General features: G+C 62.0%; 1 protein-coding gene. It reads right to left on the reverse strand.

Annotation, left to right across the window (positions count from 1 at the left end):
• The coding region (locus JMN17_RS21505; RefSeq protein ID WP_202329216.1) for a MerR family transcriptional regulator at positions 1-236 on the reverse strand (236 nt) is incomplete at its 3' end.
• Positions 237-424 lie beyond the last annotated feature (188 nt).

The raw sequence follows: 424 nt of genomic DNA on the forward strand, positions 1-424 counted from the left end.
TCATAGAGGTCCAGCAGTTCGCGGATCTCGGTCAGCGACAGGCCCACGCGCTTGCCGCGCAGGATCAGTTGCAGGCGCACGCGGTCCTTGTGGGAATAGACCCGGTTCAGGCCCTCGCGGGCCGGGTTCAGCAGACCCTTGTCTTCATAGAAGCGCAGCGCGCGCGGGGTCGCCTTGAATTCGTTGCAGAGCTGGCGGATCGTGAAGGTCCGCTCGGGGCGTCGCAGGTCGGCCATGGGTTAAAACCTCCCGAAAAGAGGGCCTGGCTACCGCGGCCGGGCCGCTTAGTTATCGACGATCACCGTAAACCCGATCTCGGGCGATCGTCAACGCTTACGTAAACGTCAACTTGTGGGTCGGTGATAGGTTTACTTTCCTAGGTCGCGCGGCCTATTTTCCGGGTGAAGGCCGACTGCAGGAGGAG

Source organism: Bacillus sp. RHFS10, from assembly GCF_016757475.1.
Lineage (GTDB): Bacteria > Bacillota > Bacilli > Bacillales > Bacillaceae > Bacillus > Bacillus subtilis_G.